This is a genomic window from Sphingomonas jatrophae, from assembly GCF_900113315.1.
Classification (GTDB): domain Bacteria; phylum Pseudomonadota; class Alphaproteobacteria; order Sphingomonadales; family Sphingomonadaceae; genus Sphingomonas_P; species Sphingomonas_P jatrophae.
This window is the reverse complement of sequence record NZ_FOZG01000001.1, coordinates 944,732-970,122: the sequence shown is the minus strand read 5'-3', so window position 1 is coordinate 970,122 and position 25,391 is coordinate 944,732. Positions and strand designations below refer to the sequence as shown.

Annotated in this window: 20 protein-coding genes and 2 tRNA genes; 16 read left to right on the top strand and 6 right to left on the bottom strand. The window is 69.4% G+C overall.

Annotation, left to right across the window (positions count from 1 at the left end; translation table 11 throughout):
• Nucleotides 1–4: 4 nt before the first annotated feature.
• Nucleotides 5–2,677, bottom strand: a complete 2,673-nt coding sequence (locus BM360_RS04540; RefSeq protein ID WP_093311400.1) for a coiled-coil domain-containing protein — start codon at nt 2,675–2,677, stop codon at nt 5–7.
• An 82-nt stretch (nt 2,678–2,759) separates the two neighbouring features.
• Here BM360_RS04540 and BM360_RS04535 point away from each other — a divergent pair, with 82 nt between their 5' ends.
• From BM360_RS04535 to BM360_RS04520, 4 genes are all read left to right on the top strand, one after another.
• Nucleotides 2,760–3,050: a hypothetical protein gene (locus BM360_RS04535; RefSeq protein ID WP_093311397.1), complete on the top strand. Its 291-nt coding sequence runs from the start codon at nt 2,760–2,762 to the stop codon at nt 3,048–3,050.
• 69 nt (nt 3,051–3,119) lie between these two features.
• Nucleotides 3,120–4,298: a hypothetical protein gene (locus BM360_RS04530; protein ID WP_093311394.1), complete on the top strand. Its 1,179-nt coding sequence runs from the start codon at nt 3,120–3,122 to the stop codon at nt 4,296–4,298.
• Between the two features lie 33 nt (nt 4,299–4,331).
• Nucleotides 4,332–5,381 carry a DUF2336 domain-containing protein gene (locus tag BM360_RS04525; RefSeq protein ID WP_093311391.1) on the top strand — a complete coding sequence of 350 codons (1,050 nt, stop codon included), beginning with the start codon at nt 4,332–4,334 and terminating at the stop codon, nt 5,379–5,381.
• Complete coding sequence (locus BM360_RS04520) at nt 5,378–6,694, top strand: sensor histidine kinase (protein ID WP_093311389.1); 1,317 nt, start codon at nt 5,378–5,380, stop codon at nt 6,692–6,694. The genes BM360_RS04525 and BM360_RS04520 overlap by 4 nt, the downstream gene beginning before the upstream one ends.
• Before the next feature lie 104 nt (nt 6,695–6,798).
• Here the strand turns inward: BM360_RS04520 and BM360_RS04515 are convergent, their stop codons facing one another.
• Nucleotides 6,799–8,085 (bottom strand): citrate synthase, encoded by a 1,287-nt coding sequence (locus tag BM360_RS04515; RefSeq protein ID WP_093311386.1) that lies wholly within the window; start codon nt 8,083–8,085, stop codon nt 6,799–6,801.
• Nucleotides 8,078–9,553 carry a glutamate--tRNA ligase gene (gene gltX / locus BM360_RS04510; protein WP_093311385.1) on the bottom strand — a complete coding sequence of 492 codons (1,476 nt, stop codon included), beginning with the start codon at nt 9,551–9,553 and terminating at the stop codon, nt 8,078–8,080. Before gltX ends, BM360_RS04515 begins: the two co-directional genes overlap by 8 nt.
• Before the next feature lie 126 nt (nt 9,554–9,679).
• Here gltX and BM360_RS04505 point away from each other — a divergent pair, with 126 nt between their 5' ends.
• Both BM360_RS04505 and BM360_RS04500 read left to right on the top strand, forming a co-directional pair.
• On the top strand, nt 9,680–11,761 hold the full coding sequence (locus BM360_RS04505; protein WP_242653314.1) for a ComEC/Rec2 family competence protein: 2,082 nt from the start codon (nt 9,680–9,682) through the stop codon (nt 11,759–11,761).
• A gap of 4 nt (nt 11,762–11,765) precedes the next feature.
• On the top strand, nt 11,766–12,011 hold the full coding sequence (locus BM360_RS04500) for a hypothetical protein (RefSeq protein WP_093311379.1): 246 nt from the start codon (nt 11,766–11,768) through the stop codon (nt 12,009–12,011).
• On the opposite strand, the gene BM360_RS04495 is transcribed toward BM360_RS04500, so the two are convergent.
• Nucleotides 12,008–12,868, bottom strand: a complete 861-nt coding sequence (locus tag BM360_RS04495) for an aldose 1-epimerase family protein (protein ID WP_093311376.1) — start codon at nt 12,866–12,868, stop codon at nt 12,008–12,010. The genes BM360_RS04500 and BM360_RS04495 overlap by 4 nt on opposite strands.
• Nucleotides 12,865–13,071, bottom strand: coding sequence for a hypothetical protein (locus BM360_RS04490; RefSeq protein ID WP_093311372.1), 207 nt, complete (start codon nt 13,069–13,071; stop codon nt 12,865–12,867). The genes BM360_RS04495 and BM360_RS04490 overlap by 4 nt, the downstream gene beginning before the upstream one ends.
• A gap of 115 nt (nt 13,072–13,186) precedes the next feature.
• Between BM360_RS04490 and BM360_RS04485 the strand changes: the two genes are divergently transcribed.
• The 6 genes from BM360_RS04485 (at nt 13,187) to BM360_RS04460 (ending at nt 20,125) form a co-directional block, all read left to right on the top strand.
• Nucleotides 13,187–13,271, top strand: a tRNA-Leu gene (locus tag BM360_RS04485).
• 58 nt (nt 13,272–13,329) lie between these two features.
• A complete protein-coding gene (gene tig, locus BM360_RS04480) occupies nt 13,330–14,961 on the top strand; it encodes a trigger factor (protein WP_093311364.1) in 1,632 nt (543 codons plus the stop codon).
• A 270-nt stretch (nt 14,962–15,231) separates the two neighbouring features.
• The gene (locus BM360_RS04475; RefSeq protein WP_093311355.1) at nt 15,232–16,161 is read left to right on the top strand and encodes a glycosyltransferase family 2 protein; all 930 of its coding nucleotides are present in this window, start codon (nt 15,232–15,234) and stop codon (nt 16,159–16,161) included.
• Between the two features lie 147 nt (nt 16,162–16,308).
• Nucleotides 16,309–16,950, top strand: coding sequence for an ATP-dependent Clp protease proteolytic subunit (locus BM360_RS04470; RefSeq protein WP_093311348.1), 642 nt, complete (start codon nt 16,309–16,311; stop codon nt 16,948–16,950).
• Between the two features lie 410 nt (nt 16,951–17,360).
• A complete protein-coding gene (gene clpX, locus BM360_RS04465) occupies nt 17,361–18,620 on the top strand; it encodes an ATP-dependent Clp protease ATP-binding subunit ClpX (RefSeq protein WP_093311342.1) in 1,260 nt (419 codons plus the stop codon).
• 65 nt (nt 18,621–18,685) lie between these two features.
• Complete coding sequence (locus BM360_RS04460; protein ID WP_093311334.1) at nt 18,686–20,125, top strand: hypothetical protein; 1,440 nt, start codon at nt 18,686–18,688, stop codon at nt 20,123–20,125.
• On the opposite strand, the gene BM360_RS04455 is transcribed toward BM360_RS04460, so the two are convergent.
• Complete coding sequence (locus tag BM360_RS04455; RefSeq protein ID WP_093311326.1) at nt 20,068–20,763, bottom strand: HAD family hydrolase; 696 nt, start codon at nt 20,761–20,763, stop codon at nt 20,068–20,070. The genes BM360_RS04460 and BM360_RS04455 overlap by 58 nt on opposite strands.
• A 142-nt stretch (nt 20,764–20,905) precedes the next feature.
• Here BM360_RS04455 and BM360_RS04450 point away from each other — a divergent pair, with 142 nt between their 5' ends.
• The 4 genes from BM360_RS04450 to BM360_RS04435 all read left to right on the top strand — a co-directional run bounded on the left by BM360_RS04450 (nt 20,906) and on the right by BM360_RS04435 (nt 25,370).
• A complete protein-coding gene (locus tag BM360_RS04450) occupies nt 20,906–22,213 on the top strand; it encodes a dicarboxylate/amino acid:cation symporter (RefSeq protein ID WP_093311319.1) in 1,308 nt (435 codons plus the stop codon).
• Between the two features lie 96 nt (nt 22,214–22,309).
• The gene (gene lon, locus BM360_RS04445; protein ID WP_093311312.1) at nt 22,310–24,748 is read left to right on the top strand and encodes an endopeptidase La; all 2,439 of its coding nucleotides are present in this window, start codon (nt 22,310–22,312) and stop codon (nt 24,746–24,748) included.
• Between the two features lie 127 nt (nt 24,749–24,875).
• Complete coding sequence (locus BM360_RS04440) at nt 24,876–25,178, top strand: HU family DNA-binding protein (protein WP_479725485.1); 303 nt, start codon at nt 24,876–24,878, stop codon at nt 25,176–25,178.
• A 117-nt stretch (nt 25,179–25,295) separates the two neighbouring features.
• Nucleotides 25,296–25,370, top strand: a tRNA-Val gene (locus tag BM360_RS04435).
• The last annotated feature ends 21 nt before the right edge of the window (nt 25,371–25,391 follow it).

Genomic DNA, 25,391 nt, shown 5'->3' with positions numbered 1-25,391 from the left:
GGGCTCAGGCGCGCAGCCGCTCGATCGCCTGCGCCAGCGCGACGTAGAGCTTGCCCATGTCCGACGACAGCAGGGTCACGCTCATCGGCGCTCCGTCGCGGCCCGCCAGCACGCGGCGCAGCATCGCCTCGAAATCGTGGATGTAGCGGTTCACCTGCTCGCGGAAATCCGCCCGCTCCTCGTAATAGCGCGCAATCTCGCGCGTTTCCGCCGCGTCCAGCAACCGCACCGCACGCCGGGTGAAGACGCCGCGATCGCCGCGCAGATAGGCGGCCCAGGCATTGTCGGCGACGTCGGTGGCGAACACCTTGGCCACGTCGATCGCCGTCGAATTGAGCGACTCGATCAGCAGCGCCGTCCGCCTAGCGAAGCTGTCCTCCTCCCGCTCGGCGATCTGCGTCTGCGCTTCCTCGATCCGCGCCTCGATCGCCGTGGTCGTATCGGTGATCGTCAGCATCTGCCGCATGAGGCGGTCGGTCGCCTGATGCGCGGCAGCGACGGCGCGCTCCGCCGCCTGGCCGACCGCCTGCATCTGCGCCTCGACCCGCTCGGACACGCTCGCCTCCAGCGCGGCGCCTGCTGCGTCGCCCAGCGCCTGCGCTGCGGCAGGGACGATGCCCGCCATCGCGTCCCGCGCGGCGTTCGCCGCAACGTTCGCCGTCTCGCGCACGCGGAGCAGTGCCTCGACCAGCCGCGGCGTCGCGCTCTCCGCCACCGCATTCGCTTCCGTCCCGATCCGCGCGACCGCGGCGTGCATCCGGTCCAGTTCGCCGGTCAGCTGGCCGAGGCGCGCCTCGGCGGCATCGGTCGCGGCGAGGATCTCGGCGCGGCGCTCGGCTGCGGCCGCATCCACGCCGCCGATCCGGTCGATCGCGCGCTCCACCGCGCGCTCAAGCGACTGCGCCTCCGGCAGCGCGGCCGTCACCGTCTCGCGCGCACGATCCGCCTGCGTGCCGACGCGGGCGATCGTATCGCCCAATGACGCGGTGCGGGCGGCGAGGGTGTCCGCCGCGGTCACGCTCGATCCGAACGTCTGCGAGATCGCCTGCGCGTGACCGGACAGCGCGACGATCGCCTCCGCCAGATCCGCCGTCCGCTCGGCCCCGGCATCACCGAAGCTGGCGAACCGTGTCTCGATCTCCTCCAGCACGCGGCCATGCGCCTCGATCTCGGCGATGCGGGCGGCGACGCTTTCGCCCAGCCGGTCGGCCGCCGCCTGCTGTTCGGCGAAGCGCGCCTGGACGAGCGTCAGTCGCTCCGCTGCGGCGCGCGCCGCCGCTTCAAGCCGCGCGACTTCGGGCCCGGTCGCGGCCACCGACGCGCGGCTGCGCTGGGCTGCTGCATCCGCCGCATCGAACGAGGGCGGCAGCGAATCGATCTCGCGGCCGATCCCATCGATCACCTGGCGCAGCGCCTCGGCCTGCCCGGTCAGCTCGCCGGCCGCACCCGCACCGGCGTTCAGCGCCAGCGTGGCACGTTCCGCCTGCGTCCGCAGCGTGGCGACCGCATCGTCGAGCGTGGCGGTGCGCTCGCGCCCGGTCTCGTCCAGCGACGCCAGCCGCTCCTCGACCGCGGCGAGGCCCTGCTCCAGCTTGGCCACCAGCGCGCGGCTGGCCGAATCCTGCTCCACCAGCCGCTGGCCGAGCGCGTCCAGCCGTGCAGCCGCACCATCCAATCGTTCGCCGAATGCCGCCGCGGCCTCGCTGCCGGTCCGCTCCAGCGCCGATCGCGACTGGTCGATCAGCGCCATCGTTGCGCTGCCCTGCGCGTCGATGCTCTCGCGCGCCGCCGCCAGCGCCGTCGCCGTCGCGCTCATCGCATCGTCGACCTGGCCGCGCAGCGTGCCCGCTGCTTCGGTCAACAGGCGGGCCGTGGCGGTGCCCTGCCGCTCCATGCCCGCGAGGTTGGAGGCGAGGCGCTGCGCCGCGCCGTTCACCGTCTCGTCCGCCTCGCGCGCGCGGGTCGTCAGGGTCGAGATGGCCTCGGTCAGCGCACCCGCCTGCTGGTTGGCTGCCGTGCCGCCGTCGCGCAGGCGCTCGGCCAGGGCATGCGTCTGCGCCTCGGCTCGCGGCAGATCGGCGAGCAGGGCATCCATCTCGCTCCGTGCGGTCGTCGCGGCCCGGTCCAGCGCCTGCGTCTGGCGGCCGATCTGCGTGCTCTGCTCGGCCATGCCGCCGCGCACATGCGCCAGCCGTGCCGCGGCTTCCTCGCCCAGCGCCAGCAACTGATCCGCCTGATCGGCCAGCAAACGGCGATTCTCGTCGATTGCGCCGCCGATCCGCGCCAGCACGGCCTCCATCCCGGCCGCCTCGATCCGCATCGCCGCCGCCGTCCGGGCAAAGCGCCGCGCCTCGCGCCGGCTGGTGCGCTGCGCCAGCAGCCAGACAATGCCGATCAGCGCCAGCGGCGCAGTGGCGGCAGGCAGCAGCAGGAACAGATCGACCAGTCGATCCCCGCTTGTCCGCAGCGAGACCCGCGCAGCATAGATAACGATGACCAGCCAGCCGAGCGCGAGGACGATGGCGACAGCGGCCGCGGCGATGTCGAGCGGCGTGCGGACAGGCGCATCCTCCGCCTCGTCCTCCACCCAGCCGGCCCAAGCCACCGGCTCGCCTTCGGGCTCCGCCGCCAGATCCTGTTCAGGGGCGATCTCCGCCCGGATGCCCCGTATGCCCATGACGGCGGTTTACCACGTCAGGCCGAACGGGGAAGGGCTGCGGAAACGTGTCGTTAAGGCTTTGGCCGCACGCTCCCACCTTATGATCGAGACGCCGACCCTGTCCGCCATGCTTGCCGATGCCGTCGGCGACGATCCTGGCCTGCTGGCGGAGCTGCGCCGGGCCTTTCTGGAGGCCGCGACCGCGCAGCGCCGCCGCCTCGCCGCGCTGGATGCGGCCAGCTGGCCCGATGCCGCGCTCCGCCTTGCCAGCCTCGCCGCCAGCTTCGGCGCGGTCGGCCTGCTGAACTGCGCGACTGAGGCAGGTGCGGGTCGCCCGACCGAATCGATGCTGCGCCGCATCGATCTGGAGCTGGCGCTGCTGCACGTCTGATCCGCACCTGATCCGCCCCGGCGGATCGCCGCGCTTCCCCCTCCGCCGATCAGGCTCTAGGCACGCGGCATGGACCAACGGAGCGCGCGCGCCGCGCTGATCTTTGCCGCCGAGGCCGCCGATACGGGCAGCACGCTGCGCGCCACCGTGCCGTTTCTCGGCGCGACCTTGATCGAGCATCAGGTGCGGCAGGCGGTTGCCGCGGGGGCGGGCCATGTCGTCGTGCTGGTCGGCACGATGCCGCCCGATCTCCTCGCCGCACTCGATCGGCTGCGGCGCGACGGCGTAGCGGTCGAGGTGGCGCGCAGCTTGGGCGACGCGGCCGATCGCATGCACCCCGACGAGCGCATCCTGCTCTTCGCCGATGGCTGCCTGTCGGATCAGCCGCTGGCCGAGCGGATGGCGGATGCGCCCGCACCTGCTCTGCTGGTTGTACCGTCGGCCGCCTCGCCCGCGTTCGAGCGGATCGATGCGGCGCATGGCTGGGGCGGTCTTGCCACGTTGGATGGCGCGCTCGCCCGCCATGTCGCGACACTGCCCGGTGAGTGGGATGCGCAATCGGTGCTGCTGCGACGCTTGGTCCAGGCCGGCGCCCGCCGGATCGAGACGGACGATTCGCCTCGCCTGCTGCGCGAGCCCGTCGCGGAAGGCGTGCCGTCGAGCCGGCTTGCGGCATCGCGCACCACCACCGGCGCGTGGACGTCGCGTTGGCTGTTCCCGTTGGTGGAGGTGCCGCTCGTCCGCCTCCTCGGCAGCCGACCGGTGGATCCGTTCTGGCTGGCGATTGCCGCCGCTGCCCTCGGCGTGCTCGCTCTGCCGGTGGCGGCGGCGGGATGGCCGGGCGTGGCACTCGCGCTGCTCCTGCTGTCAGGCCCGCTTGGATCGAGCGCTACCCGGCTTGCCCGGCTGCGGCTGGGGCGGGTCCGCTTCGGCCCGCTGCTCGGGCGCATCCGCGCCAGCGGCGCCGCAGCCGCCTTGCTGTGGGTGTCGGCCCAGCTTGGTGAGCGGTTGTGGCCACTGGCGGCGCTGATCGCCATCCTCGCACAACTGGCAGCCGCCCGCGAAACGGCCATGCTGCGGCGGCGGGGCGAGGCGGTTCCGGCAGCGGTGGCGGACGTGGATGCGCTCGCTTGGAGTGCGCTCGGCGGCCTGTTGGTGGCCGGCTGGCCGGGGGCGGTGGCGCTGACCGCGCTCTATGCCACCGCGTCCTTCGCTTTGGTGCAGGATCGCCTGTCACGTGCGGTTTAACCGAACTTAACGAGATACGCTTAGGAAGACGGCATGGCCGTGCCTTTTCGAGACCTGCCCAGCGCTGCGGCGCGGCTGCTGGCGGATGCCGCCGCCGCGGGCGTGGCGGCGCGTCAGCGCGTGCAGGCGGCGGTTGCGGACATCGCGCTGCCCGGTCCGGCGCGCCTTTCCGATTATCAGCGTGCCGCCGTGTCGCGCATGGCCGAGGGCATCCTGCTCGATCTCGAAGGCGCGCTCGCCCGCGGCATTGCCGAGCGGCTTGGCGAGCATGCGCCGCCGGTGCTGGTCGAACGCGAAACGCCGATTGCCCTGCCGGTGCTTGAGCGCGCCGGTCTGCCCCACGATGTCGAGCTGGTCGCGCTGCTGCTGCGCCGCGCGACGGAGCACCGCCTCGGCCGCCGCCTTCGCCGGACAGGCGGGCCCGGCCCGCTGGAGGCGATCCTGGGCGATGCCGATGTGGAGATTGCGCGCGCCGCCGCTGCCGTCCTGACGGCGGAGGCGCGCCGGTATGACGGGTTCCACGACGCCGCGCTGCCGCTGGTCGACCTGCCCGGCGAATTGCTCCACCGCCTCGTCTGGTCGGTTGCCGCCGCGCTCAGGATCGAGCTGGTCCAGCGCGACGATCTGCCCGCCGCCGCCGTGGATCGTGCTGCCGCCGCCGCTGCACAGGCGCTGCTCGCCGGCCATGACGAAGCGGCGGGGTTCGATGGCCGCGCGCTCGCTCTGGTCCGCACGCTCGATCGCGCCGGCCGGCTGGAGGATGATGCGGTCGCCGACTTCGCCGAGGGCGGCCAGGTGGCGGTCACGGTCGCTGCACTGGCGCACCGTGCTGCGCTCGATCCCGCGGGCGCGTGGGAGATGGCGCTCGATCCGGCGGGCAGCCGCCTCGCCGTGCTGCTGCGCGCCGCGGGGCTGGGCGGCGAGGGGGCGGGCCGCATCCTTGCCGCATGGCTCGTCCATCCACGCGATATCGGCGAGATCGGCGAGGATCTCGCTTCGTTGAGCGAGGCCGATGCGCGCGAGGCGACCCGGCTGTGGCGGCTGGATCCGGCCTTCCGCGCCGCCATTCAGGCGCTCGCATGAACCACCCGGTCCATGGCCGGCTCGACGCGGGGCTGCGGCTGGTCGAGACCGACGCGGCGCTCGCCTCGCTTCACGCGCGTGCAGGCGGGGAGCCTCAGGGCGTGATCGCGGTGCCGCAACTGGCGCAGGTCGCCCGGCTGGCGCGCCGGCTCGGTGTCGCCATCTCGCGCGGGGTGGTCGCGGCGGACGGGGAGGGCGAAGCCGCCCTCTGGGTCCGCGCCGCGCCCGATGGCAATGGCGTTCGCCTCTCGATCGTCGCGTGGACGGAGCGGCAGCCAGCTTCCGCGCCCGCGATCGAGCAGGATTTCCTGCGCGCGGAGGCCGACCTGACGTGGGAGGCCGACGCCGCGCTGCGCCTCACCGCGATGTGGCCCGCGCCGCCCGTCCCGGGACTGGTCGGGGAGCCGGTCACCCGCGCCTTCACGCTCCTGCCCGATGCCACCGGCGCGCTGCCGCTGGTCGAGGCGATGGCCGAACAGCGCGCGTTCGACGGGCAGCCGGCCGAGTTTCGCGCGGCAGGCGGCGCGCCCCTGCTGCTCGCGGGTACGCCATTGTTCGACACGGCCGGGCGGCTGCGCGGCTTCCGCGGCACCGCCGTCCCCCGTTCACCGGCGCCGCCAGAAACGACTCCTGCCGCGGGGCAGGGCGATGCTTTCGCCACCCGGCTTGGCGAAGTGCTGAAGGCGCCGCTCGATCGCATCATCCGCTTGGCCGATGCGATCGGCGCGCGCGACGAGGGTCCGCTGCGCCGCGATTATGCCGGCTATGCCGCCGATATCGCCACCGCCAGTCGTCACCTGCTCGCTCTGGTCGGCGATCTGGTCGACCTGTCGGCCATCGAGCGGCCCGATTTCCAGCCGGAGCGCGGGCCGATCGACCTCGCCGATCTCGCCCGCCGCGCCGCCGGCCTGCTCGCCATCCGCGCGCTCAACGGCGAGGTGCGGATCGACCCGCCAAAGGTCGACGAGACGCTTTCCGCCATCGGCGAATATCGCCGCGTCCTCCAGATCCTCGTCAATCTCGTCGGCAATGCCGTGCGCTACTCGCCGCCGGGCAGCGCGGTGTGGCTGCGGGGCGAAGCGGCGGGTGCAGAGGTGCGGCTGACCGTGGCCGACCAGGGCAAGGGCATCGCGCCCGAGGATCAGGTGCGCATCTTCGACAAGTTCGAACGGGTCGATCCGGACGAGCCCGGCGGCACGGGCCTCGGCCTCTACATTTCGCGCCGTCTCGCCCGCGCAATGGATGGCGACCTGACGGTGGACAGCGCGCCGGGGCAGGGCGCGCGGTTCACGCTGATCCTGCCGGCGGGGTGATGCCAGCGTTCAAACGGGCGGCCTGAAGGCGGCCCGCTGCACGCTCTCCTGAAGAAGATGCGCCGCCGACGGAGACGATCTCCGCCAGCGGCATGGTCAGCCTGTCAGCGCTGCGCCACCGGCACGTAATCCCGCTGCGTCGGGCCGGTATAGAGCTGGCGCGGGCGGCCAATCTTCTGCTCGGGGTCCGAGATCATCTCGTTCCACTGCGCCACCCAGCCGACCGTGCGCGCAAGCGCGAACAGCACGGTGAACATCGTCGTCGGGAAGCCGATCGCCGACAGGATCACGCCGGAATAGAAATCGACATTCGGGTAAAGCTTCTTGTCGATGAAATACTGGTCCTTGAGCGCGATCTGCTCCAGTTCGCGCGCCGTATCCAGCACCGGATCGGAGATGCCGAGTCGGTCGAGCACGTCCGACGCCGCCTTCGACAGCACCTTCGCGCGCGGATCGAAATTCTTGTAGACGCGGTGTCCGAAGCCCATCAGCCGAAACGGATCGTCCTTGTTCTTGGCGCGGGCGATATATTCGGGGATCCGGTCGGGCGTGCCGATCTCACGCAGCATGTTCAGCGCCGCCTCGTTCGCGCCGCCATGCGCCGGGCCCCACAGGCAGGCGATGCCCGCCGCGATGCACGCGAACGGATTGGCGCCCGACGAACCGGCGAGACGCACGGTGGAGGTCGACGCATTCTGCTCGTGATCGGCGTGGAGGATGAAGATCTTGTCCATCGCGTCCACGATCACCGGATCGGGGACATATTCCTCCGCCGGGACCGAGAAGGTCATCTTGAGGAAGTTGGCGGTGTAGCTCAGCGTGTTGTCCGGATAGACGAACGGCTGGCCGACCGAATATTTGTACGCCATCGCCGCAATCGTCGGCATCTTGGCGATCAGCCGATGGCTGGCGATCACGCGCTGCTGCGGATCGTTGATGTCCGTCGAATCGTGGTAGAAGGCGGACAGCGCGCCGACGACGCCGCACATGATCGCCATCGGGTGCGCATCGCGCCGAAAGCCGCGATAGAAGGTCGACAGCTGCTCGTGCAGCATCGTGTGGCGGGTGATCGTGTTGGTGAACGTCTCCAGCTCCGCCTTGCCCGGCAGCTCGCCGTTCAGCAGCAGATAGGCCACCTCCATGAAGCTCGACTGCTCGGCCAGCTGGTCGATCGGATAGCCGCGGTGGAGCAGGATGCCCTGATCGCCATCGATATAGGTCAGCTTCGACCAGCAGGACGCGGTCGAGGTGAAGCCCGGATCGTAGGTGAAGGCGCCGGTGGTGCCGTAGAGCTTGCGGATGTCGATAACGTCCGGCCCCGTCGTGCCGGAGAGAACCTTATACTCCGAGGTCTTGCCGTCGAGGTCCAGCTTGGCGGTGGCGTCAGCCATCGAGGTTCTCCTGGTTGGCGCCGGTCGCGGACGCGGCGGCGCGGGTCTGGTCGTGCAAGCGGGCGAGGCTCTCGTCGCGGCCGAGCAGTTCGAGCACATCGAAGATGCCGGGGGAGGTGGTGCGGCCGGTCAGCGCCGCCCTGAGCGGTTGCGCCACCTTGCCGAGCCCTACGCCGGCTCTCTCCGCGAGCTCGCGAACCGACTGTTCGATCGCTTCCGCGCGCCAGTCGGTCACCGCCTCGATCGCGCCTTCGGCTGCCGCCAACAGGTCGCTTGCCGGGCCGGTTAGCAGAGAGCGGGCCTTCTCGTCCATCGCCAGCGGGCGACTGCGAAACAGGAAGGTGGCGGCATCGCCTAAGTCCCGCAAATCCTTGGCCCGCGGCTTCAGGTGCGGCATGGCGCGGCGCAGCAGATCGATGTCCGCGGACGTCAGCGCGCGGCCGAGCGCCGCCTCGACGAACGGAGTCGCAAGCTCGGCCAGGCGCGCATCGCCCGCCTCGCGCATGTAGTGGCCGTTCAGATTCTCCAGCTTCTTCAGGTCGAAGCGGGAGGGCGCGCGGCCGACGGCGCCAAGGTCGAACAGCTCGGTCGCGCGGTCGCGGCCGATGATCTCCTCGTCGCCATGGCCCCAGCCGAGCCGCAGCAGGTAATTGTTCACCGCTTCCGGCAGCATGCCGAGTTCGTCGCGATAGGCGTCGACCCCAAGCGCGCCGTGCCGCTTGGAGAGCTTGGCCCCGTCGGCGCCATGGATCAGCGGAATGTGCGCATAGACCGGCTCCGGCCAGCCCATGCCGCGAACGATTCCCAGCTGGCGGAAGGCGTTGTTGAGGTGATCGTCCCCGCGGATCACGTGCGTCACACCCATGTCGTGATCGTCGACGACCACCGCCAGCATATAGGTCGGCGTGCCGTCGGAGCGGAGCAGGATCATGTCGTCCAGCTCGGCATTGCGCACCGTCACCGCGCCTTGCACGCGGTCGTGGATCGTCGTCTCGCCCTCGGTTTCCGCCTTCAGGCGAATGACGAAGGGCGCGCCCTCCGGCGCTTCGCTGGCGTCACGGTTGCGCCAGCGCCCGTCATAGCGGAGCGGCAGCTTCGCCGCGCGCTGCGCCTCGCGCAGCTCGGCCAGCTCCTCGGGCGTGGCGTAGCATTTATAGGCGTGGCCGCGTGCCAGCAGGTCGAACGCCACCTCGGCATGGCGGCTGGCGCGGGCGAACTGGTAGGTCTCGTCGCCATCCCAGTCGAGGCCGAGCCATCGCATCCCGTCGAGGATCGCCTCGATCGCCGGCTGGGTCGAGCGCGCGCGGTCGGTATCCTCGATGCGCAGCAGGAACTTGCCGCCATGGTGCCGCGCGAACAGCCAGTTGAACAAGGCGGTGCGCGCCCCGCCGATGTGCAGGAATCCCGTGGGCGAGGGCGCGAAACGCGTGACGACCGCTGACCCTTGAGCTTCGGCGCTTGCGCCCATGCGTGCATTCTCCAACGATGGCGCATGGCCAGCCGACTTGCGCGCGCCCCTAGCACGGGCTTTTCGGCAGGCGGAAGCCCTGTCGGGGCGGCCCGTGCGCTTGCCGCGACCGAGTCGTGGCTCGAAATGGAGCGCGATCAGCTGCCGCTGTGGCTGCCGATCGGGTTGGGGGCGGGGATTGCGGCCTGGTTCGCGCTGCCGGATCCGGCGCGCTGGGCCGGATGGATGCTGGGCGCCGGCGGCCTTGCTGCGATGCTTGCGGTGCTGGGGCAGGGGACGCGGGCCAGCCGTGCGCTCGCCATCCTGCTGCTCGTCGCGGCGTTCGGTTGCGGGCTGGTCTGGTGGCGATCACAGTCGGTCGCCGCGCCGGTGCTGGGCCGCACCGTCGTCGCCGCCTTCGCCGCAACGGTCGAGACGGTGGAGCCGCTGCCTGCGCGCGATGCGGTGCGCGTTCTGCTCGCCCCCGATCCGGGGCAGGGATTGCCGCCGCGCCTGCGCGTCAGCTTCGCCGCGGCCGACGTCCCGGCAGGGCTTGCGCCCACCGCGCGCCTGTCGCTGCGCGCCCGCCTCGTCCCACCGCCACCTGCCGCCTTGCCCGGAGCCTATAATTTCTCGCGCATCGCCTGGTTCCGCGGCGTCGGCGCGAGCGGGCGTGCCTTCCCCGGCGCGACCCTGATCGCGCCCGCGGCAAAGCCCGGCCCGGCCGCGCGGCTGGCGGATCTGCGCGCGAGGCTGTCCGCCCACATCCAGTCTCGCCTGCCCGGCGCCTCCGGTGGCGTTGCCGCGGCGCTTGCGACCGGCGATCAGGGCGCCATCCCGGACGATGCGGCGGAGGCCATGCGCCGCTCGGGCCTCGCGCACCTGCTTTCCATCAGCGGCCTGCACGTCACTGCGGTGACCGCCGCAGCGATGCTGCTCGTCCTGCGGCTGCTGGCGCTCAGCCCTGCGCTCGCGCTCCGCTGGAACCTGCCGCTGGTCGCCGCCGGCGCGGGGGCGTGCGCGGCGGTGGCCTACACCCTGCTGTCCGGGGCCGAGGTGCCGACGATCCGGTCCTGCATCGCTGCCGTGCTCGTGCTGGCCGCACTGGCGCTTGGGCGCGAGGCGATGACCTTGCGGCTGGTCGCAGCAGGCGCGCTCGTGGTGCTGCTGCTGTGGCCCGAGTCGCTGGTGGGCGCCAGCTTCCAGCTCAGCTTCGCCGCGATCGTCGCCATCGTCGCCCTGCACGATTCTCCGCGCGTTCGCGGCTGGTTCATCCGCCGTGAGGAGGCGCTGCCGCGCCGCATCGCCCGCGCGCTCGGCTCGCTCCTGCTCACCGGCCTCGTGGTCGAGCTGGCGCTGATGCCGATCGCCTTGTGGCACTTCCACCGCGCCGGCCTCTACGGCGCGCTCGCCAACATTGTCGCCATCCCGCTCTCAACCTTCGTCGCCATGCCGCTGGAGGCGGCCGCGTTGATCTTCGACACGATCGGGCTTGGCGGACCCTTCTGGTGGGCGGGGGGCAAGGCGCTCGACCTGCTGCTGTGGATCGCCCGGACAGTCGCCGCGGCGCCGGGCGCCTCGCGGATGCTGCCGTCCATGCCCGCGGGCGCGTTCGGCGCGATGGTCTCGGGCGGATTGTGGCTGGCGCTCTGGCGGACGCGCGTACGCCTGCTCGGTCTCGCTCCTATCCTCATCGGCGTCGCTTGGGCCGCGTCGGCCCGCCCGCCCGATCTGCTCGTCACCGGCGACGGTCGCCACGTCGCGCTGCGTGGGGACGAGGGCGGCCTCGCGCTGCTGCGTCCTCGCGCAGGCGATTACGTCCGCGATCTGCTGGGTGAGGCAGCGGCGATCGACGGCGAGGCGGCGGCGTTCGACGATTGGCCCGGCGCCCGCTGCGGCCGCGATCTCTGCACCGCCGCCATCCGCCGCGGCGGTCGCACCTGGCATCTGCTCGCCACCCGCAGCGCCTACCGGGTCGAGTGGGGCGCCTTCACCCGCGCCCGCGCCGCCGCCGACATCGTCGTCAGCGATCGTCGCCTGCCGCGCGGCTGCAAGCCCCGCTGGCTGAAGGCGGACGCGGCGCTGCTCCGCACCACCGGCGGCCTCGCGCTCGGCTTCGATCCCCTCCGCGTCGCTGTCGTCCGCACCGGTGGCCGTCACCCGTGGGAGGTGCCGCCAGTTGCGGTTCATCCGCCACGCGCTAGGGTCGCGCCCAAGCCTCGGGAGTAACTGCGTGCGTATCCTCCTCATCCTCGCCGCGGCGGCGCTTACGTCGGGCTGCGTCCGCACCGCGGCCAGCGTCGTCACCGCGCCCTTCAAGGTCGCCGGCCAGACCGCCGACTGGCTGACCACCAGCCAGGACGAGGCGGACCGCAATTACGGCCGCAAGATGCGCAAGAAGGAGGCCAGGGAAGCGCGCGAGATGCGCAAGCGCCAGAAGGAGGAAGCGGAGCGCCGCCGTCGCCGCGACGACGATTAAGCCAGCGTCACCCGCATCTCGAACGTCCGCGATCCCTCGGGCGGGATCTCCACCACGCCCGGCTTGTCGCGAAACTCGCCGGCGTATCCCTGCGGATCGGCCACGCCCTGCCAGGGCTCGATGCAGATGAAGGGCGCGCCGGGCTTGGTCCACACACCCAGCAGCGGCATGCCCGGCCACTCGATCCGGAGCGATCGCGCCCCCGGAGATTCGAGCGTTGCCGCCCGGCTCCACAGCCCGTCGAGGATCAATGCATCCTCCTCGAAGAGCCCATCCTCCAGCGTCAGCGTGTCGCCGACGATGGGTGAGGGGAAGGTCCGCGCCTGCAACTGGCCGGCGGGATCGATCCGGCGGATCGGCTCATGCTCGGCATGTTCGAAGACGAGCCGCTGGCCGTCCCGCTCTCCGCCGGGCAGCGGCCAGCGGAAGGCGGGGTGGAAGCCGAAGCTGGCCGGCATCGCCGCCGCGCCCCGATTCTCCACGCGCGCCTGCATCGCCAGCGTCGCATCCTCGATCCGGTAGCTCACCTCCAGCGCGAACTCGAACGGATAGGCGGCAAGCGTCTCCGCATCGGCCTCCAGCCGGAAGGTGGCGGCGCTGTCACCCGCCTCCACCAGCGCGAAGTCGCGGTGCCGGACGACGCCATGTTTCGGCATGGTGTAAGCGCGCCCATCGACGCGGATCGTGCCGCCATTCACCACGCCAATCACGGGAAACAGGATCGGCGAACGCCCACCCCACCAGGCGGCGTCGCCGTCCCACAGATAGCCGCGGCCTTGCCGGTCGGTCAGCGACTGGAGCTCGGCGCCCCGCGGCGAAATCGTCGCGGTCAGCGCCGCACTCCCGATTCGGATCACCGATCCAGGTCCTCCTGCGCCTTGTTGACGCCGCCCGTGCCGGCCGTGCCACCATAGGTGCCGGGGCTGTCCACCGAATTGCCGTCGCCGCTCGTATCCTCCACGCTGGTGCGGCCGTCGTCGCCACCCGGCGAGACGCGCTCGATATCGTCCGACCGCTCCGGCGGCAGGCTGTCGGGATGGTTGTCGGGGGTGCTCGCCATGGCGGGTCTCCTTGAGGGATGGTCGGTGGCAAACGCGTGAATGCAGGCTTGTCTCCAGGCAAACTTGCCCTTGTCCGTCGCGCTGTTATAGGGCGGCGGAATCTGCGGCTCCGGGGCGGGCGTGGCGGAACTGGTAGACGCGCTGGATTTAGGTTCCAGTATCGCAAGATGTGGGGGTTCGAGTCCCTTCGCCCGCACCAGCCCGCAGCGTTCATCGGCAGGGCCGTGCCCGCTGTCCTTAGAGGTTGAGAAGATCCCATGCAGACCGTCGAGACGCTGAACGAGGGGCTGAAGCGCGCCTACACGCTCACCATCCCTGCGCAGGATATCGCCGCGCGCGTCGAGGCGGAGATCAAGGCGGTTGCGCCGCAGGTCCGCATGCCCGGCTTCCGCCCCGGCAAGGTGCCGGCCAACCTCGTGCGCAAGATGCACGGCCCGGCGATCGAGCAGGATGCGCTGAACAAGGCGGTGCAGCAGGGCGTGCAGACGCTGCTGGCCGAGCAGGCGCTGCGTCCGGCGATCCAGCCGCAGGTCGAGCTTGGCGATTATGCGCCGGGCCAGGATGCCGAGCTTAAGGTCAGCCTCGAAGTGCTGCCCGACGTTCCCGCGCCGTCCACCGAGGGGCTGACGCTTGAGCGCCTGACGGTCGAGCCGGACGAGGCGGAGATCGACGCGCAGATCGCGCGCTTCGCCGGCCAGTCAAAGCGCTACGAGGATGCGCAGGAAGGCCATCCGGCGGTCGAGGGCGATCGCGTCACGATCGATTTCGTCGGCAAGACGGAAGATGGCGAGGCGTTCGAGGGCGGCACCGGAACCGACATGGCAGTCGAGCTCGGCTCCGGACGGCTGATCCCCGGCTTCGAGACGCAGATGGAAGGCATCAAGCTGGGTGAGGAGCGCGTGCTCAATCTCAGCTTCCCCGAAGATTATCCGGCCGCCTTCCTCGCCGGGAAGCCCGCCACCTTCGAGGTGAAGGCGACCAAGGTCGAAGTGCCGCTCGACACCGCGATTGATGACGAGTTCGCCAAGCAGCTCGGCCTCGAGAGCCTCGAGCAGCTGCGCGGTCTCATCAAGGGGCAGATCGAGCAGGAGCTGAACGGCCTCACCCGCACGCACATGAAGCGCAAGCTGCTCGACCAGCTGGCCGAGCGGCACAATTTCGAAGTGCCGCCGTCGATGGTCGAGGCCGAGTTCGCGCAGATCTGGCAGCAGCTGGAGCAGGAAGCGAGCCGCGAGTCCGATCCCGCCGCCGCCCGTGCCGAGATGGAGACGGAGCGCGACGATTACCGCAAGATCGCGGAGCGCCGCGTCCGCCTCGGTCTGCTGCTGTCCGAGATTGGCCGCCTGAACGGCGTCGAGGTGTCGCAGCAGGAGATGAATCGCCTGATCGCGCAGGCCGCGCAGCAGTATCGCGGCGAGGATCAGCAGCGCTTCATCCAGTATGTCCAGCAGGATCCGATGGCCGCAGCCCAGCTGCGCGCCCCGCTCTACGAGGACAAGGTGGTCGATTACCTGTTCGGCCAGGCCGAGATCACCGATCGCGCCACCACCCGCGAGGAGCTGGAAGCCGCGATCGAGGCCGAGGAGGGCGCCTTCTCCGGCACCGCCGCGCCGCAGGACGTCCATGTCCACGGCCCGGATTGCGATCACGACCACGACCATGATCACGGCCATCACCATGATCACGGCCACGCCCACGATCATGCCGAGCCGGCTGCCGAGGAGGTGAGCGAGGAGCCCGCGCCGAAGAAGAAGGCCAGCCGCAAGAAGGCGGAGCCGGCGACGGAGGCCGAGGCCGCACCTGCGGGTGACGAGGCCGCCGAAGCGCCCGCGCCCAAGAAGCGCGCGAGCAAGAAGAAGGCCGAAGCCGCCACCGACGCGGAAGGCTGAGGCGGGCAGGGGCGCCGCACCCGGCGCCCCGTTGTCCCGACTGTAACGTCTACACTTTCGTCATCCCGGACTTGGTCCGGGATCCACCGTGCGGCGCACCCAGTTGCCGCCGCTCAGGCGCATATTCCAAGTCTGATGCATGGTGCCTGCGCCGGACTGCGCCGCGGACGACGCACACACCGCCCCTTCACCCTATCTAAAGCCCTGTTCCCCTAAGGCCGCGCTGCTAGGCTAGCCGCCTCCCCGGGCAAGGAACACAGAAGGCACCGCATGATCGAGGCTCCCCGCATCGCCGTGCTGCTGCCCTGCTACAATGAGGAAGCGGCGATCGGCACGACCGTCGCCGGCTTCCGCGCCGCGCTGCCGGGCGCCACCGTCTACGTCTACGATAACAACAGTCGCGACGGCACTGCGGCCGCTGCCGCTGCTGCAGGCGCGGTCGTTCGGACCGAGCGGATGCAGGGCAAGGGCCATGTCGTCCGCCGCATGTTCGCCGATGTGGAGGCGGACATCTATGTCATGGCCGATGGCGATGCGACCTACGATGCCGCAGCCGCCCCCGCGCTCGTCCAGCGTCTGCTCGACGAGAATCTCGACATGGTCGTCGGCGCGCGGCAGCACGAGGTGGAGGCCGCTTACCGCCGCGGCCACGTCTTCGGCAATGCGCTGCTCACCGGCCTTCTGGCCCGCCTGTTCGGCCGCAGCTTCGGGGACATTCTCAGCGGTTACCGCGTCTTCTCGCGTCGCTTCGTGAAGAGCTTTCCGGTGCTGTCGACCGGGTTCGAGATCGAGACGGAGATCAGCGTCCATGCGCTGGAGCTGCGCATGCCCGTGGCCGAGATCGTCACCGCTTACGCCGCCCGGCCGGAAGGCTCGACCTCGAAACTGTCCACGTGGCGCGATGGCTGGCGCATTCTGCGCACCATCGTCACGCTTTACCGGATAGAGCGGCCGGTGCTGTTCTTCGGCGCCATCGGCGCGCTGCTGCTCGCACTCGCGGTGCTGCTGTCCGTCCCGCTCGCCATCACCTACGCGCAGACCGGGCTGGTGCCCCGCTTCCCCACCGCGATCCTGAGCGTCGGCCTCGCCATCATCGGCTTCCTCTGCTTCTTCACCGGGCTGATCCTCGACACGGTGGTGCGCGGCCGGCGCGAAGTGCGGCGGCTGGCCTATCTCGGCTTACCGGCGCCAGCATCGTAGCAGTTACGATCCCGTAACGACCTATGTCGGAAAAGGGGCTCTGAGTGTCAACTTTGTCAACCTAAGCTGACGCCAGCTTGGCCTTGAACCTTCCTCCGCGAACGCCAATGTTGGCCCGCGACACCGGGCAGAAGGACAATAACCCGAATGGCTACCCCCGACCACGCCGACATCGTCGGCGGCCTCGTCCCCATCGTCATCGAGCAGTCGAACCGCGGCGAGCGCAGCTTCGACATCTATTCGCGGCTGCTGCGCGAGCGGATCGTGTTCGTGACCGGCGGGGTCGAGGATCACATGGCCTCTCTCATCACCGCCCAGCTGCTCTTCCTCGAGTCCGAGAACCCGAAGAAGGACATCTACATGTACATCAACTCGCCGGGCGGCGTCGTCACGGCGGGTCTCGCGATCCACGACACCATGCAGTATATCCGCCCGCGCGTCGGCACCGTCTGCATTGGTCAGGCCGCCTCGATGGGCAGCTTCCTGCTCGCCGCGGGTGAGCCCGGCATGCGCGTCGCGCTGACCAACAGCCGTATCATGATTCACCAGCCGTCCGGCGGCGCACAGGGCATGGCCGCGGACATCGAGATCCAGGCGCGCGAGATCCTGCGCATGCGCCACTCGCTCAACTCGCTCTACAGCAAGTATACCGGCCGGCCGATCGAGGAGATCGAGAAGGCGATGGATCGTGACAAGTTCCTCGAGGCGGACGAGGCCAAGGCCTTCGGCCTGATCGACGAGGTGTTCGACAAGCGCCCGACGCCGACCGAGGAGAAGGCGGCCGCCTGATTGCTCGAAGGGCGGCAGCGCTATGAGTGCCGCCGCCCGCGGCTCTAGACGATCCTGCCGCAGGGCGTGACCTACGGCAGGCCTCCAGTTTGTAAGCTTCACTCCGGCAGGATTCGCACCGGCTGCGCACCCATTGGTCCATTCCGTCCACGAGGCCAGCCCTAGCAAACTGCCGGTCTGGAGCAGCGTCGGGCCGCCGAACTCACAGCACCGGAGATACGCGCTGCGGGCTCGCCCTTGAGCGAAGCCTGACGCCAGGCGTCGCGCTCATGCCCCCTGCTTGCAAGCGGCATGACGCGCGCCAATATCGGTGAACGGGTCGATCGGCCTGTCTTATTACGATTGCCGGAACGCGGGAAAGGCGACTAGTCTGCCCCGATTCACCCGGTGGGGTCCAAAGGATTGCGTTCATGACCAAGCTTAGCGGCGGCGACTCCAAGAGCACCCTCTACTGCTCGTTCTGCGGGAAGTCGCAGCATGAGGTGCGAAAGCTTATCGCTGGCCCGACCGTGTTCATCTGCGACGAATGCGTGGAACTCTGCAACGACATCATCCGTGAGGAGACCAAGTCGGCGCTCGTCTCCAAGAAGGATGGCGGTGTCCCCACTCCGCAGGAAATCTGCAAGGTGCTGGACGATTACGTGATCGGCCAGAGCCAGGCGAAGCGCGTTCTCTCCGTTGCGGTGCACAACCATTACAAGCGGCTCAATCACGGCGCCAAGGGCGCCGACGTGGAGCTGGCCAAGTCTAACATCCTGCTCGTCGGCCCTACCGGCTGCGGCAAAACGCTGCTGGCGCAGACGCTGGCACGTATCCTTGATGTGCCGTTCACCATGGCGGATGCCACCACCCTGACCGAGGCAGGCTATGTCGGCGAGGATGTGGAGAACATCATCCTCAAGCTGCTCCAGGCGTCCGACTATAATGTCGAGCGTGCGCAGCGCGGCATCGTCTACATCGACGAGATCGACAAGATCAGCCGCAAGGCGGACAACCCTTCGATCACGCGCGACGTGTCGGGCGAGGGCGTGCAGCAGGCGCTGCTGAAGCTGATGGAGGGCACCACGGCCTCCGTGCCGCCGCAGGGTGGGCGCAAGCATCCGCAGCAGGAGTTCCTGCAGGTCGACACGACGAACATCCTGTTCATCTGCGGCGGCGCGTTCAGCGGGCTGGAGCGGATCATCGGCGATCGCCTGCAGGGCAAGTCGATCGGCTTCGGCGCCTATGTCGCCACGCCCGAGGAACGCCGCGTCGGCGAGACGCTGCGGCAGTGCGAGCCGGAGGATTTGCTGAAGTTCGGCCTGATCCCCGAATTCGTCGGCCGCCTGCCGGTGATCGCGACGCTGGAGGATCTGGACGAGCCCGCGCTCATCAAGATCCTGTCCGAGCCGAAGAACGCGTTGGTCAAGCAGTATCAGAAGCTGTTCGACATGGAGGACGTGAAGCTCGGCTTCTCCGACGACGCGCTCTCCGCAGTCGCCCGCAAGGGTATCGAGCGCAAGACGGGCGCGCGCGGTCTGCGGTCGATCCTCGAGGCGATCCTGCTCGACACGATGTTCGACCTGCCTGGGCTGGACGGGGTGGACGAGATCCGCGTCGATAAGGATGTGGTCGAAGGCCGCAAGGAGCCGGTGCGCGTCTACGCCAAGAAGGAAAAGGCGTCGGCCTGACCTTCGGGGGCGCGGCCAGCGCCTCCGGGTACCATTAGCGGAGCTTGTCGGCGAAGGGGACGGGCGTGGAGCGTGCCTCTCGGCTGACGAGCTTCGCGCTGCGCCTCGGGCTCGCGCCCTTTGCCCTCTACGCACTCCTGACTATCCCCTCGTTGCTGCCGCGCTGGGGTGCGTCTGGCATCGGGCTTTTGCTGCTGATTGCCTGGCTCGGCCTTGCTGGGGTTGCGTGGCCGCTGGCGCGCGGGCGATCGGGAGGTTTGTGGCCGTTGCTGGTGGGCACCGCCGTGGCGTTGCGGCTGGGGGCTGTGCTGCTGGTGATCGGGCGTGTTGCATCGGTCGGCGATGCCGCAACCTATCCGGCGCTGGCGCGGGGTTTGCTCGCAGGGCAGGGGCTGGTCTTCCACGATACGCTTCTGCGGATCGACTTTCTCGCGCTCTACCCGCCGGCCTATCCGCTGCTGCTCGCAGGTCTGGGCGCAGCGGGTGGAGTGACGCTTGCGGTCGTCTGGTCAAGCAACGTCGCTCTGGACCTGCTCGCGGCCTGGCTCTTGGCGCGGATCGGCACACGGCTGGGCCGGCCCGAGACGGGGCGTGCGGCGGCGTGGCTACTGGCGATCTGGCCACCCTTCGTGCTGGCAGCGCCGTTTGCCCAGAAGGAGTCGCTGCTGCTCGCGCTGGTGCTGGGCTTCGTGCTGACCGTGCTGCGGGTGGCAGGCAGAAAGCCGGGATGGCGTGACGCGGCTGCGGCGGGTGTGCCTGCCGCCTTGATCGCGCTGACCCAACCGGGGCTGGCATTCTTCCCCGCTCTGATCGCCATCGCGTTGCTGCCGGAAATCGGCTGGGCGCGAACGTGGCGGTTGGGCGTGCGGGCACTGCCAGTGGCGGTGTTGGTGATGCTGCCATGGTGGTTCCGCAACCTACTGCTGCTGCATCGCTTCGTGCCGCTCACCCTGACAGGCGGAATTGGGCTGTGGATCGGCAACAATCCCGAGGCGACGGGCAATTGGATGCCCCTTCCCGCGGCATGGGCCGGCATGGACGAGCTGACCATCTCCAACCGTGCCGCTGCTGCGGCGAAGGCCTGGATCGCCGCGAACCCGGCCGACTTCGTCAGACTGTCCCTGACGAAGCTGGTGCGAGCTCTCGGCGTGGAGCAGTTTGCACTCGTCCGCCTCTCGGTGCTCAGCCCGGCGCCGCCTGCCGCTGTGTTCGCGGCGCTCCTTCCGCTCTGCCAAGGCGGGCTGGCGCTTCTGCTTGGCGGTGTGACGGCGGGGCTGGGCCGCGTGCGGGATAGCGCGGGGGTGCGGCTGGCGCTCGCCGCGCTCGTCCAGATCGCGCTGTTCGGTGTGTGGTTCGAGTTTGGCGAGCGGCACCGATATATGCTGATGCCGTTCCTGCTGCTGGTCGCGGCGGAAATCCTGGCTGCCCTGCCGGAGCGGCGAACGGTTCAGCCGATCTCGGCCACCCAGCCGGGCAGCTCTGCGAGCGAGGACAGTTCGCGGTAGCGCGGGTGGCCGGGAGGCGCGTGCGCTGCCTCATGGCTCCAGACGAGCGGGTAGGGCACCAAGGCAGCCCAGGCGCCCGCGTCCAGCGCGGGCAGAATGTCGGAGCGCACCGAATTGCCCGCCATCACCGCCTCTTCCGGCGCGACGTCGTAGCGGCGGAAGATGCCGGCATAGGTTTCCGCCCGCTTTTCGCTGACGATCTCGACGCCGGTGAAATGATGGCCGAGCCCGGATGCAGCCAGCTTCGCCTCCTGATGGAACAGGTCGCCCTTGGTAATCAGGACGAGGCGGTGGCCGCTGGCCAGCTCCTCCAGCGCGTCTGCGACGCCGGAAAGCGGATCTACCGGGTGCGCCATCATCTCGCGGCCGAGCGCGAGGATGCGGGCCAGCGTGGCGGCCGGCACCTGCTCGCCGCTCGTCTCCAGCGCCGCCTCCAGCATGGAGAGCGTGAAACCTTTGGCGCCATAGCCGTAGAGCGCGAGATTGCGCCGCTCGATCGTCTCCATCGCATCGTCGAGCGTCTCGGCGTCGGCGAAGTCGGCGAGCAGCGTGGAGAAACGGGCACGCACGTCCTGGAAGATGGTCTCGCAATGCCAGAGCGTGTCGTCGGCATCGAGCCCGATGAAGCGGATCGTCATGGCCGCGCGCTTAGCCCGGTACACGCAGGCTGTCAGCGTCGCCGTCGACCAAGGCGACACGCACCGCGACCGGCAGCGGTGGACATGTGCGCCGCTCCCGCCGATGAACTCCGCTCGGCGCTGGCGATGAAGGTGTAGGTGCATGGCGATCACGGCGGAGGCACAGGCGTCGGTGCATGGCGGCCCATGGTGGCGCCACCTCTACGTCCAGGTGCTCGTCGCGATCGTGCTCGGCGCGGTCGTCGGCCATGTCTGGCCGGAGACGGGCGCCGCGTTGAAGCCGCTCGGTGATGCTTTCATCAAGCTGGTGAAGATGGTGATCGCGCCCGTCATCTTCCTGACGATCGTGACCGGAATTGCGGGCATGCGCGATCTGGGCGCGGTGGGGCGGGTGGCGGCCAAGGCGTTTGCCTACTTCCTGTCCGTGTCGACGCTGGCGCTGGTCGTCGGTCTGGTGGTCGCGAACGTCGTGCGGCCGGGCGCCAGCTTCGGCGTGGATCGGGCGACGCTCGATGCCAATGCGGTCGCCGGTTACGCCGCCAAGGCGCACGAAGCATCGCTGACCGGTTTCCTGATGAACATCATCCCGGACACGTTTGCGGGCGCGCTGGCCGGCGGTGAGATCCTGCAGGTGCTGTTCGTCGCCATCCTGTTCGCCGTCGCGGTCGCGCTGGTGGGCGCGCGCGCGGCGCCGGTGCTCGCGGTGCTGGAGGCCGCCTCGGCGGTGTTCTTCCGGCTGGTCGCGATCCTGATGAAGGCGGCGCCGATCGGCGCGTTCGGTGCGATCGCCTTTACCGTCGGCAAGTTCGGCCTGGGATCGCTGGCGCAGCTCGCCGGACTGGTGGCGACCTTTTACGCGACGTCGCTGCTGTTCGTGCTGGTCGTCCTCGGGCTCATCGCGCGCGCGGCGGGCTTCTCGATCCTGCGGCTGATCGGCTACCTCAAGGCGGAGCTGCTGCTCGTGCTCGGCACCTCCTCGTCGGAGGCGGCGTTGCCTGCGCTGATCGAGAAGATGGAGCAGGCGGGCTGTGCCAAGCCGGTTGTCGGGCTGGTCGTGCCGACGGGCTATTCGTTCAATCTCGATGGCACCAACATCTATATGACGCTTGCTGCGCTGTTCATCGCGCAGGCTGTGGGCGTGGAGCTGAGCCTCGGCCAGCAGCTGGTGCTGATGGGTGTCGCAATGCTGTCGTCAAAGGGCGCGGCGGGCGTAACCGGCGCTGGCTTCATCACGCTGGCTGCGACGCTGAGCGTGGTACCGAGTGTGCCCGTCGCGGGCATGGCGCTGATCCTCGGGGTGGACCGCTTCATGTCCGAATGCCGCAGTCTCACCAACTTCATCGGCAATGCGGTGGCGACCATCGTCGTCGCGCGGTGGGAAGGCGCGCTGGACCGGGAGCAGCTGCATGCGGCGCTTACGGGTGCCGCTCTCCCGCAGGCTGAGGCCTGATCCCAGGCGTTCAGGCGCCCGATTGATGATGGCGTACCGCGCGCCCATATAGATGCTGACGGCGGCGCCGCTTTGCGCCCGCGACCCGGAGATTTCATGGCCGACCTGCTTCCCGTCCTGCCGCTGCGCGACATCGTCGTGTTCCCGCAGATGATCGTCCCGCTCTTTGTCGGCCGCGACAAGTCGGTGGCGGCGCTGGAGAGCGCGATGACGGCGGACAAGTCGATCTTTCTCGTTGCGCAGCTCGATCCGGCGGAGGACGATCCTGATCGCGACGCGCTCTATGACATCGGCGTCGTCGCAACCGTCCTGCAACTGCTGAAGCTCCCTGATGGCACCGTTCGCGTGCTGGTGGAGGGCAAGGAGCGCGCGCGCCTGGAGCGGCTGGAAGCGGAGGGCGAGCATCTCGCCGCCGAGATCGCGCTGCTCGGCGATAGCGAGAGCGAAGAAGGGGATGCCGACGGCGATCCCGCGCCCGAACTGTCGGCGCTCATGCGCTCGGTCGTCGACCAGTTCGAGAATTATGCCAAGCTCAACAAGAAGCTGCCGGCCGAGACGGCGGTGCAGCTGAGCCAGATCGAGGACGCCTCCAAGCTGGCGGACGCGGTCGCGGCGAACATCAACATCAAGGTGTCGGAAAAGCAGGCGCTGCTCGTCGAGCTGGACCCGGCCAAGCGGCTGGAGATGGCCTTCACCTTCATGGAGGGTGAGCTTGGTGTCCTGCAGGTCGAGAAGAAAATCCGCAGCCGTGTGAAGCGGCAGATGGAGAAGACGCAGCGCGAATATTACCTGAACGAGCAGCTGAAGGCGATCCAGCGCGAGCTGGGCAATGCCGAGGAGGAAGGCAGCGGCGACGAGGTGGCCGAACTCGCCGCCAAGATCGCCAAGCTCAAGCTCTCCAAGGAAGCGCGCGCCAAGGCCAATGCCGAGCTTAAGAAGCTCAAGACCATGGCGCCGATGAGCGCCGAGGCGACCGTCGTTCGCAACTATCTCGACGTGCTGCTGGGCCTGCCGTGGGGGAAGAAGTCCAAGCTGAAGCGCGACATTCCGGCGGCTCAGGCGGTGCTGGACGAGGACCATTTCGGGCTGGAGAAGGTCAAGGACCGGATCGTCGAGTATTTGGCGGTACAAGCGCGGACGAACAAGCTGAAGGGGCCGATCCTCTGCCTCGTCGGGCCGCCGGGCGTCGGCAAAACCTCGCTCGGCCGTTCGATCGCCAAGGCGACGGGGCGTGAGTTCGTCCGCCAGTCGCTGGGTGGCGTGCGCGACGAAGCGGAGATCCGCGGTCACCGGCGCACCTACATTGGTTCGCTGCCGGGCAAGATCGTGACCAACCTGAAGAAGGCGGGCTCGTCCAATCCTCTGTTCCTGCTCGACGAGATCGACAAGCTGGGCCAGGATTTCCGCGGCGATCCGGCGTCGGCGTTGCTGGAGGTGCTGGATCCGGAGCAGAATGCGAAGTTCCAGGATCACTATCTGGAGATCGACGTTGATCTGTCGGACGTGATGTTCGTCACCACCGCCAACTCGCTCAACCTGCCGCAGCCGCTGCTCGACCGCATGGAGATCATCCGGCTGGAGGGGTATACCGAGGACGAGAAGGTCGAGATCGCGACGCGGCACCTGCTGCCCAAGCAGATCGAAGCACACGGCCTGAAGGCGGACGAGTTCTCCCTGTCGGAGGAGGGTCTGCGCGACCTGATCCGCTATTACACGCGGGAGGCCGGCGTCCGCACGCTGGAGCGCGAGATCGCCAAGGTGGCGCGCAAGGCGCTGCGCCGCATTCTCGAGGGCAAGGCGGAGCAGGTGGCGGTGACGGCCGAGAACCTCGCCGACTTCTCCGGTGTGCGGAAGTTCCGTTTTGGCGTCTCCGAGGAGGAGGACCAGATCGGCGCCGTGACCGGGCTTGCCTGGACCGAAGTGGGGGGCGAGCTGCTGACGATCGAGGCGGTGACGGTGCCCGGCAAGGGGACGGTCAAGACCACCGGCAAGCTCGGCGACGTCATGCAGGAGTCGGTCGCGGCCGCCTTCTCGTTCGTGCGGGCGCGGGCGCCGGCTTACGGGGTAAAGCCGTCGCTGTTCGCGCGGCGCGATATCCACGTCCACCTGCCCGAAGGCGCTACGCCCAAGGACGGGCCGAGCGCGGGCATCGGCATGGTGACGGCGATCATCTCTACGCTGACGGGCATTCCGGTGCGCCGTGAGGTTGCGATGACCGGGGAGGTCACGCTGCGTGGCCGTGTGCTGCCGATCGGCGGCCTCAAGGAGAAGCTGCTGGCGGCGCTGCGCGGCGGCATCACTACTGTGCTGATCCCGCAGGAGAATGAGAAGGATCTGGCGGACATCCCGGCCAACATCCGCGAGGGGCTGAAGATCATCCCCGTCGTGCATGTCGACCAGGTGCTCGAAGTCGCGCTGACGCAGCCGATCGAACCGATCGACTGGACCGAGGCGGACGAGCTGGCCGCACAGGCGCCTGCGCACCTGCCGCCGGTCGCACCCGCTACCGGCGGAGAGGCGTCGATTCGGCACTGAAACGGGCTTGGCAATGCTGCACGCCGCTGCTTAGGGTCCGCCCTTCGCGGGGCGTGCCGCGGCGCGGAGTCGTTCCTTTCGATCCCGCCTTGGCGCGCGCCTGTGGCGCGCTTGTGCGCGCAAGGTTTTGGAACAGTTCAGGGAAATTGGAACGATGAACAAGCAGGAGCTGATCGGCTCGGTGGCGGAGACGACGGGTCTGCCGCGTCCGCAGGCGGCGCAGGCGGTTGAGGCCGTGTTCGACGCGGTCAGCGCGGCGTTGAAGTCGGGCGACGAGGTCCGGCTGGTCGGCTTCGGCACGTTCTCCGTCAGCAAGCGAAAGGCTTCCACGGGCCGCAACCCGCGCACGGGCGAGCCGATGAAGATCGAGGCATCGTCCAGCCCCAAGTTCAAGGCGGGCAAGAGCCTGCGCGATGCGGTGAACCTGTAAGATCAAGACGGGCGGCGATGCGGGCGGGCGAAACGGGGCAAGACCCCCTTTACAGCGCCCCCCGCACCCGATAATCGCCGCCATCCCGCCGGGGCAGACCGGCGGCGGCCCGGGCATGGGCGCATAGCTCAGCGGTAGAGCACACCCTTCACACGGGTGGGGTCGCAGGTTCAATCCCTGCTGCGCCCACCATGCCCTCCTGATGGCACCTGG